At 64.6% G+C, this 8,381-nt stretch carries 10 protein-coding genes; 2 read left to right on the top strand and 8 right to left on the bottom strand.

Annotated features, from left to right (window positions below; all coding sequences use genetic code 11):
- Window positions 1–148: 148 nt before the first annotated feature.
- The 7 genes from A9W96_RS12705 to A9W96_RS12680 all read right to left on the bottom strand — a co-directional run bounded on the left by A9W96_RS12705 (window position 149) and on the right by A9W96_RS12680 (window position 5,708).
- On the bottom strand, window positions 149–1,207 hold the full coding sequence (locus A9W96_RS12705; RefSeq protein ID WP_067140148.1) for a dihydrodipicolinate reductase: 1,059 nt from the start codon (window positions 1,205–1,207) through the stop codon (window positions 149–151).
- Between the two features lie 13 nt (window positions 1,208–1,220).
- Window positions 1,221–1,643 (bottom strand): hypothetical protein, encoded by a 423-nt coding sequence (locus tag A9W96_RS12700; RefSeq protein ID WP_066869672.1) that lies wholly within the window; start codon window positions 1,641–1,643, stop codon window positions 1,221–1,223.
- A 12-nt stretch (window positions 1,644–1,655) separates the two neighbouring features.
- Window positions 1,656–2,351 carry a hypothetical protein gene (locus tag A9W96_RS12695; RefSeq protein ID WP_066869669.1) on the bottom strand — a complete coding sequence of 232 codons (696 nt, stop codon included), beginning with the start codon at window positions 2,349–2,351 and terminating at the stop codon, window positions 1,656–1,658.
- Window positions 2,348–2,476, bottom strand: a complete 129-nt coding sequence (locus A9W96_RS33035; protein ID WP_011724800.1) for a hypothetical protein — start codon at window positions 2,474–2,476, stop codon at window positions 2,348–2,350. The genes A9W96_RS12695 and A9W96_RS33035 overlap by 4 nt, the downstream gene beginning before the upstream one ends.
- Before the next feature lie 14 nt (window positions 2,477–2,490).
- Window positions 2,491–3,291 (bottom strand): CbbQ/NirQ/NorQ/GpvN family protein, encoded by an 801-nt coding sequence (locus A9W96_RS12690; RefSeq protein ID WP_066880796.1) that lies wholly within the window; start codon window positions 3,289–3,291, stop codon window positions 2,491–2,493.
- A gap of 21 nt (window positions 3,292–3,312) precedes the next feature.
- Complete coding sequence (locus tag A9W96_RS12685; protein WP_067140145.1) at window positions 3,313–4,854, bottom strand: nitric oxide reductase activation protein NorD; 1,542 nt, start codon at window positions 4,852–4,854, stop codon at window positions 3,313–3,315.
- 188 nt (window positions 4,855–5,042) lie between these two features.
- Entirely contained in the window at window positions 5,043–5,708 is a 666-nt protein-coding gene (locus A9W96_RS12680) for a hypothetical protein (RefSeq protein ID WP_197508051.1), read from the bottom strand.
- Window positions 5,709–6,135: 427 nt separating this feature from the next.
- Between A9W96_RS12680 and A9W96_RS12675 the strand changes: the two genes are divergently transcribed.
- Entirely contained in the window at window positions 6,136–7,239 is a 1,104-nt protein-coding gene (locus A9W96_RS12675) for a dihydrodipicolinate reductase (RefSeq protein ID WP_067140139.1), read from the top strand.
- A gap of 9 nt (window positions 7,240–7,248) precedes the next feature.
- On the opposite strand, the gene A9W96_RS12670 is transcribed toward A9W96_RS12675, so the two are convergent.
- Window positions 7,249–7,848, bottom strand: coding sequence for a TetR/AcrR family transcriptional regulator (locus A9W96_RS12670; RefSeq protein ID WP_066866997.1), 600 nt, complete (start codon window positions 7,846–7,848; stop codon window positions 7,249–7,251).
- 207 nt (window positions 7,849–8,055) lie between these two features.
- Here A9W96_RS12670 and A9W96_RS12665 point away from each other — a divergent pair.
- Window positions 8,056–8,381 (top strand): SDR family NAD(P)-dependent oxidoreductase (locus tag A9W96_RS12665; RefSeq protein ID WP_156753024.1); only part of this gene is annotated, 326 nt, incomplete at its 3' end.

The following is an 8,381-nucleotide window of genomic DNA, read 5'->3' as shown; positions in this document are numbered from 1 at the left end:
GGTGGATGTCGAGGCCGAGCTCGGTTAGCTGCAGGGGCTCGAAGACGAATCCCAGATCGCTGAACATTTGTGCCGCGGCGGCATGTCGTTCCGGTGCCACGGCGAACACGACGTGATGGAGCGAGGGTTCTTCAGGCATCGGCGTTTCCTATCGAGAATCGGCGCGCAGCACCCCACGCGGCAGCAGCAGCGGCAGGTCGTTGTAGGTGACGATCCCGGGAGGGGCGGCGACGACGGCGGGTATCGCGGTGAGCGCTGGCATCGCGGTGATGGTCAGCCCCAACATGATGTAGTCGTCCAGGGTCTGGCCCGCAAAGTCCGGTGGGGGAAGGAAACTCAGCGTGGTCTTGATGGTCGGTTGGCCCTGTACCTCGATCGTGTAACCCATGTCCAGCGGCCAATCCGGGTCCAGCGATTGGCCCTTGCGCCACCGGCCGCGGATTTCGATGATCTCCCGGCCGGCGACGATCCCCTTCCAGCGGACGTCCACACCGGCGACGCACCCCTTGTTGATCGTCCAGTCCCCGGGCAGGTGCAGATCCTCGGTGGTCTGGGCGTAGTCGACCTCGCAGCGCACGTCGTCGAGGTCGGCGCCCAACGCATCGGCGATCAACAGCACGCCATCGGCGAAGATGCCGGAGCCCTGCTCGGTGATGGCCGGCAGGTCCGGTTGATCGATGGGATAGCCGAAGCCCATGGGTATTTCGGTCGCGGGCGAGTTGTAGATCGTGGTGTCGACCGATTCCAGCATGGAGACCTTGTCAACCCGGTCCGAAAGACCCGCCGACACGATGGCGAACAGTTGGATGAAGCCGGGATTGATGCCGCTGCCGAAGATGGCTGATCCGCCGTCTGCGCAGGCCCGTTCGATGCGTTCGCGTCCGGCACCGAGGTAGTGCCCGGTGATGAACCCGGCGGTGCCTACCACGTTGATGCCCGCGCCGAGGATGCGGACCAGCTCGTCGACGTCGGCGAACATCGGGTTGTAGACCACACAGTCCGGCTCGAGCGCGAGCAGCGAATCAATATCGTTGGTGGCCTTGATATTCAGCGGTTCGATCCCGCACAGCTCGCCGACATCACGTCCGGCCTTCTGCGGTGACCAGGCGTAACAGCCGACGAGCTCGAGCGTCGGGTTGGCGACTATGGCCTTGACCGAGCTCTTGCCGACGTTGCCCGTCGTCCACTGAACGACCCGATGGATCAACGGTTCAGTCCGTTCATGGGTGCGGCGCCGCCTGGGCTTGCCGGGCCAGCCTGTCGTTGTGGATCTTGACGAGTTCGCGGAACCCCAGCCGGTGATACTTCGGTATCGGCTGGATGCCCCAGACGTCCTGGGCGGTGGCTTTGCCCTCGGCGCCCTCGGGCGGCCCGAACGGCGGGTAGGGGTACTTGCACTCCAAAGTGTCGTTGGAATACCGGATCTTCAGTAGCTCGCTGCAGATCTGGGTGAGGCTCAGGGTCGGGTATCCGTAGTAGACCGCCATGAACGGCAGCGTGAAGGCGCCTTCGATCACCAGCGCCACCAGGCATACGAGCACGGCGCGCTTGATCCACTTGTGCATGCGGGCGTAGTACGGCGTGGTGCCGGGCTCGAGACCGGCGGCCGGGTCTTTGTCGTCGGTGGTCGACGGTGCGGTCATGGCATGGCTCCTTTAGTCGGAGAAGATTTCTCGATTGACGGTGTGCAGGTACGGAATCGCGAGGAACGGGGTGATGTAGAAGATGTCGTAGAGCCACCAGCCGATGACCGGGAACACGACGCCGGCGTAGCGCACGTCGGCGAACATCGTCATGTTGAACACATAGGCCGACCAGATCACCACGCCCATCCAGCAGGTGACCACCATCCACTGGTGGCCCCAGCGCTTCATCTGCAAGAAGCCGATCGCGGCGGCCACCCGCATGGAGAACACCGTCAGGATCAGGCCCGCCACGTAGGCCTTTTCGCCCGGCCCGGCGGCGCCCCCGATCCACAGCTCGTTGTAATGCCAGAAATAGCCGGCGTCGAACATGTTGCCCCAGCCGACCATCAGCACGCGGTTGATCAACGTGTGGTTGGCGACCAGGTCCAGGGCCCAGCCCAGGCTGTTGAGCATGCCGTCGATCAGGGTGAGATAGCCGATCAGGGTCACGATCATCGGCCGGACCGACAGGCCGTCGCGCAGGGCTTGGCGTTGCAGCCACACCCCACGCATGAAGATGGGGAACCCGATCAGGCCAGGCGCCCACATGCCCATCAGGGCGGCGCCGACGATCATCCACTTGTCGGCACGCCGCTGAGCCCGGCGCGATTCGTCGTGATGATCCTCGAGGCCGACCGAATTCGTCTGCGCGGCATCAAGGCTCACAGGTCCCACCACCCCCGCGCGAACGACATGTACAGCTGGACGCCGAACATGGCCAGCAGGTAGCCGTAGATGAAGATCTGGAAGACGATGAGCGCCCTCTTGCGTTTCTGCTCTTGTCTGTCCATGCCGTTGCTCCTTTCTAAGAACTGCTCGATGCGTCTGCGGCGCCCAGGCTGGCAGCCGCGACTTCGCGAAGGCCGTCGGTGACGGCGCCGTCGGTGCTCAGTGGCGCGAGTATGCACGCGTCGGCCGCATCCAATTCCGTTGCGCCAGCGGCGATCAGGTGGGCAGCGGTGACCAGCACCCTGGTCGAGGGCGGCTCGAAGTGGAAGGCTTGGTCTGCGGTGCGGATCGCGACCGCGCATCCGACCAGCCGCCTCGCCGTAGCCAACGGAATTCCGGATTCGGCGACGATTACCTCGGCCTCCCGGTCGGGCGGTAAGTAGTGCATTGCCAGCGTCGCGAACCGCTGGCGGAACGACGGTTTGAGCTCCTTGAGCGAGCTGCGATAGGCGGGGTTGTACGAACACACCAGCATGAACTGCGCGGGCGCTTTGACCACCTCGCCGGCGCGATCGAGATACAGCGACCGCCGGTGATCGGTAAGTGAATGCAGGATCGCCAAGGAGTCGTGGCGCGCCTCGACGACCTCGTCCAGGTAGCAGATCGCGCCGGCCTTGACCGCCCGGGTCAGCGGGCCATCGGTCCAGACGACGTCGCCGCCGGTCACCATGAAGCGGCCGACGAGATCGGAGCTGGTGAGGTCGTCGTGGCAGCTGATGGTCACCACGGGCCGCTGCAACAGTGAGCCCATGTGCTCGACGAAGCGGGTCTTGCCGCAGCCCGTTGGGCCGGTGAGCATCACCGGGATGTGGCGAAGGAAGGCCTGCTCGAACAGCTGAACTTCGTTGCCATTGGCGAAATATGTTTCGGTGGTCATCTCTTCCTCAGCGGGTCGCGTTCATGCCGTGACCAGTTCGCGATGGACATGGGCCAGTACCCGGGGTAGCTCCTCGATGCGCCGGATCCGTTGCGACCGGCGGGGTCCGAACACCTCGGGGAGGGGATCGACGCGGGTCGGTCCCACGCCCACGTAGTACATCGACACCCCGGCCTCGTTGGCCTCCTCGACGGCGTGGGCGGTGTCCGCCCAGGCATACCGGCCCTCATAGCCCTCATCGGAGATCAGTCCGTCACCGATGACGATCAGCAGGCGGCGCTCGGAGGCCTGCGCCAGCAGGCGGCTCGTCAGATGGCGAAGTGGCGCACCGAGCCTGGTGTATCCGCGGGTGGACAAACCCAGCCCGCTCGGCGGTACGAATCGGCGGTCGTCGAAGTCCTTCAGGCAGCGGACTTCGACTCGATGACGGGTGTTTCCGGTGAATACGAAGACGCCGTGGCGCTCGTGTGCCAGCGTCATGGCGCGGGAAAGCGCATCGGCACAGGACAACTCCAGCTGGAACACGCGGCCGCCGTGCACCCCCAGCGACGAACTGCCGTCGAGCAGCAAGGCGGTGGTGACATCGCGGCTGCTGGGCAGCAGGTCGCGGAACACCTTCGGCTCCTTCGCCTCGCCGGTCGCCAGATCGATGTAGTGATCGACGTATTGGTCGACATCGAGGTCGGAGCCGTCTTCGAGGCGGTTGGTCATCGCGCGGTGGGTGTCTTCCTCGAACCACTTACGCACGTCGACGGCCACCGGCACCGGCCCGCGGGCGTGCCGTCCGTCGGCATGCTCGACGACCGCGACGTGGTCACGCATGAATCGCTGTGTCCACCTGTTCCATTCGGGGTAGGGAATGCCGGGCCGGTGTTCCGGCGTGACGTCGAGATCGTTGTCCTGCGGCCGGCTCGGCGGCGGCAGGTTGGGGTTGCGGACCCCGCCGTCGCCGCCGACCGGAACGGAGTACGGCCGCGGCAAACGCTTCTGCGTCGTGGTCCAGGGCATCCTGCCGAAGCTGCGTCGCAACTTGTCGGCCAATCCGTGCGGCGCCGTGTACGCCAGCGGCAACGAGCCCAACAGTGGGTGAATCGTCAATTCCTGGCTCGTGCCCGCCAATGCGATTGCGCGATTGAGCATTTCCGCGGCGGCCATGTCACCGGCCTCGGCGCGGACCTCGGGAAGTAGTCGACGGACCTCGGGGAGCAGTCCCGGCCAACGCGACGCGATCCAGCCTACTGCGACGCCGCCCTCGATGAGGGCGAGCGCACGCAGTTCCCGGGCCGAGAGCTCGTTGAGGCGATATTCGGTGAGGCGTTCTTTCGACGGCGAACATTGCAGGGCCACGCCACATGTCAGGGTTCGGCGTGTCCAGTCGGGCCCTGAAAGTTGGGGGGCGGGGTAGGGGACGTGAACGAACTTCAGGGCCGCGTTCAGGCCGAAGCCGCGTCGTTCCCCGGTGACCAGCCGCACGCCCTCGCGCCGTTGGTCGCTGAGCGCGACCGCCGTGACGGAGCAACCCCGTTCCAGCGCCATCGCCTGGCCGTCGGAATGTTCAACCATGAGCCGAATGCCGCGTGTTCCGGCTGCCCGGGCCGCGATTCAGAACGTGCCGATGTTGGAGAACAGCCAGTACCAGAACCAGATGATCAGTCCGGTGCCGCCCCAGGCGGCGACATAGCGAAGGATTTCCCATAGATAGCCCATGATGTGACTTCCTCGGTGGCGTAGTGGGTTTCGGCTCGAGCATGTCAATCGGAGAAGAGTTCGCGGTTGACGGTGTGCAGGTAGGGGATGGCGAGGAACGGGGTGATGTAGAAGATGTCGTAGAGCCACCAGCCGACGACCGGCAGCACGACGCCGGCGAAGCGCACGTCGGCGAACATGGTCATGTTGAAGACGTAGGTGATCCAGATGACCACGCCCATCCAGCAGGTGACGACCATCCACTGATGGCCCCAGCGCTTCATCTGTAGAAATCCGATGGCCGCCGCGATGCGCATGGTGAAGACGGTCAGGATGAGGCCGACCTCCAAAGCCTTTTCGCCCGGTCCGGCCGCGCCGCCGACCCACAGCTCGTTGTAGTGCCAGAAGTAGCCGGCGTCGAACATGTTGCCCCACCCGTTGAGCAACACCCGGGCCAGGATGGTGTGGTTCGCCACCAGGTCAAGGGCCCATCCGACGGTGTTGATGGCGGCGTCGATGATGACGAGATAGCCGAGCAACGTGACCAGCATCGGTCGAACGGAGAGGCCATCGCGCTGGGCCCGGCGCAGCAATCGCACGCCCCACAGAAACAGCGGCAAGCCGAAGACGCCCAGGGCGGCGGTGCCGATCAGCAGACTGCCGGAGATGAGCCATCTGTCGGCCTGGCGTTGCGCGAGTTGCGACCGTTCCAGATGTTCGTCGATGGTCAGACCCGTTGGGGGAGCGCCGTTTGAGCCGGCGGTGGTGGCCTCACTGCCGGCATTGCGCTGATGCAGCCTCGGCAGATTCACGAACCCTCCCCGTCTGCTGATCCAATCGGCTTGTGCAATATAACAGGCTGACTGTAGTCAGCGTAAGATAGGCGGTCGAGTTTTGTGAATCTCAAAGGGTGCACCAGGTCGCCGGCCGTTCTCACGGTGCTATCGCGCGGCGCAACCAGCCAATCCGCCCGTCGCGGGGCGCCCCGGCGTGTGAGGTACACGCCGAACAACACTGACATAAGTCAGCCCTCAATCGTTGACACGGCTTTCACCGGACGCCTACGCTCAGCGAGCGCTCAGCCGGTGTGGCCTCGTGTGCCGGCGGCGGAAACGGTGCACCCGGTGTAGCGCTGTCGGTGCGTGCAAAGGAGTAGCGATGACACCCAAGCCGCCAGCCGAGAAGAAGTATCGCGTAATCCAGTGGGGCGTAGGGAATGTCGGCACGATTGCGCTCCGCCACTTCGTGCACAATCCTGCCTATGAACTGGTCGGGGTGCTGTGCAATCGTCCGGAGAAGGTGGGTAAGGACGCCGGTGAGCTCTGCGGCAAGGCGCCGACGGGGGTGCGGGCCACCAACGACAAGGCCGCCATCGAGGCACTGGACGCCGATTGCGTGTTCTATGCGCCGCTGTGGTCTGACCCCGATGAGGTGTGCCGCCTACTGCGCGGGGGCAAGAACGTCGTTGCCTCCGGCGGCGCCTGGTGGTATCGAACCGAACACAGCAAGGCGGACATCGACAAGATCGATGCCGCCTGCCACGAGGGTGGCACGTCGTTCCATGCGGGTGGTGTCAACCCCGGCTTCGCCGGAGACCTACTCGTGCTGACGCTGGCCCGAATCGTCAGTCAAATCGACACCATTCACATCTACGAGGTGGTGAACTTCGGTCGAGACACGCTGAAGTACCTGCACGAGATGGGCATGGGCAGCGACCCGGCCGGGTTCGAGGACGGCCCGAACCTGTTGGGACAGGCGTGGCCATTGTTCGCACAGTCCATGGCAATGGTTGTCGAGGGGATGGGGAAGACGGTCGAGAGATACACGACTGAGGTGGAGCTGGGGCACGCCACGCGCGACATTCCCTTCGAAGGGGGAGAGACCAGCGATATGCCGGGCTTCAAGGGCGTGATCAAGAAGGGCACGGTCGCTCGCCAGCACCACAAGTGGACGGCGTGGGTAGAGGGCAAGCCCCTCGTGATCTTTCATGAGATATACACGATGGACACCTTCGATGCTATTGAGCCGCAGGAGGATTGGCCTCAGCATTACCACTACCGCATAGTGATCGAGGGCGACTCGTCCACCGAGCTGATCCTGCAGGGGGCGCAGGACCCGGGTGGGGGCTACGCGCTGCCCGGCTACACCTGGACCGCGATGGGCCCGGCGAACGCCATTCCCGCGGTCTGCGACGCCCCGCCGGGGTTCATGTCCCATCGGGAACTCGGGCTGATGCCGCTGCGTGGCGTCATACGGCCCTGACCCGACCGGTCAGGGTTTCAAGCTTCGCAACGTCCTCTCGACGTAGTCTTCCAGCAGCGTGTGGCCAGTCGGCCAGTGGTTGGTGGTGATCAACAGCGCGTACAGACCCAGCAAGAAGAACACCGCACTGTTCATCGGATTGACCTCGGCATCCGTCTCGCCGCGTTCCTGGGCCTGCGCGATCTCCCGGGCGACCAAGACGATCAGCGGGTGATCCCTGCCGTCTTCGGTCTGCGGGCGGGTTTGGGAGAAGTGCAGCGCGAGAAAGTCATTGAACAGCCGATCGCCCAGGCGGCGTTCCAAGCCGACGACCAATCGGACCGCCTCGTTCAATGCCGCAGCGAGGTCGTGCTTCGACTTCAGGAATTGCGCGAACTGCTTGGCGATTCGGTCCTCTTCGCGGCGCTCCAGCTCCAGCAGCACATGCTCTTTGGTGGGGAAGTGGAAGAAGAAAGTCCCGTGGGCCACGCCGGCCGCGGCCACAATGGCCCCCACGTCGGCCTCGGCCATCCCGGCGCGGGCGAACTCGCCGATTGCGGCGCCCATCAATCGCTCCCGCGTCTGCAGGCGCTTAGCTTCTCGTGCCGACAGCCGGTCCGTCACAGCCATTGCTTCCCTCACGGTTGACCTGACTCATGCCAGGATTTCGAGGCTAACCCCGACCAGTATGCCGTGTGTCGACCAAAAACGCTTGCACAACGTGTCATTGTCGAGCGCCACCCGCCACGGCGGATATCTGCGTCCAAAGTTCGTTGACTTTAGTCAGCAATATTCATAGATTGAACGCGCACCACACCGCACATCGGAGGAGCCGGCATGGCGTTGGAGCAGTTCAGGCTGGACGGACAGGTCGCGATCGTCACCGGAGCCGGCAAGGGTGTGGGTGCGGGCATCGCCCGGGTGCTGGCGGAGGCGGGCGCCACCGTGGTCGGGACCGCGCGGACCGAGGCGGATATCGTTGGCACGATTGCGGGTATCGAGGCCGCCGGCGGCAAGGGGCTGGCGCTCGTCGCGGACGCGATGAGTCGTCCGGATTCAGAGCGGGTCGTCAGCACGGCCATGGAGCGCCTCGGTCGCATCGACATTCTGGTCAACAATGTCGGCGGGTCGACCTACGCGCGATTCCTCGATATCACCGACGA

The organism is Mycobacterium sp. 1245852.3 (assembly GCF_001669335.1).
Taxonomy (GTDB): domain Bacteria; phylum Actinomycetota; class Actinomycetes; order Mycobacteriales; family Mycobacteriaceae; genus Mycobacterium; species Mycobacterium europaeum_A.
Note: the sequence above shows the minus strand (reverse complement) of the source record. Positions and strands in the feature narration are given on the sequence as shown.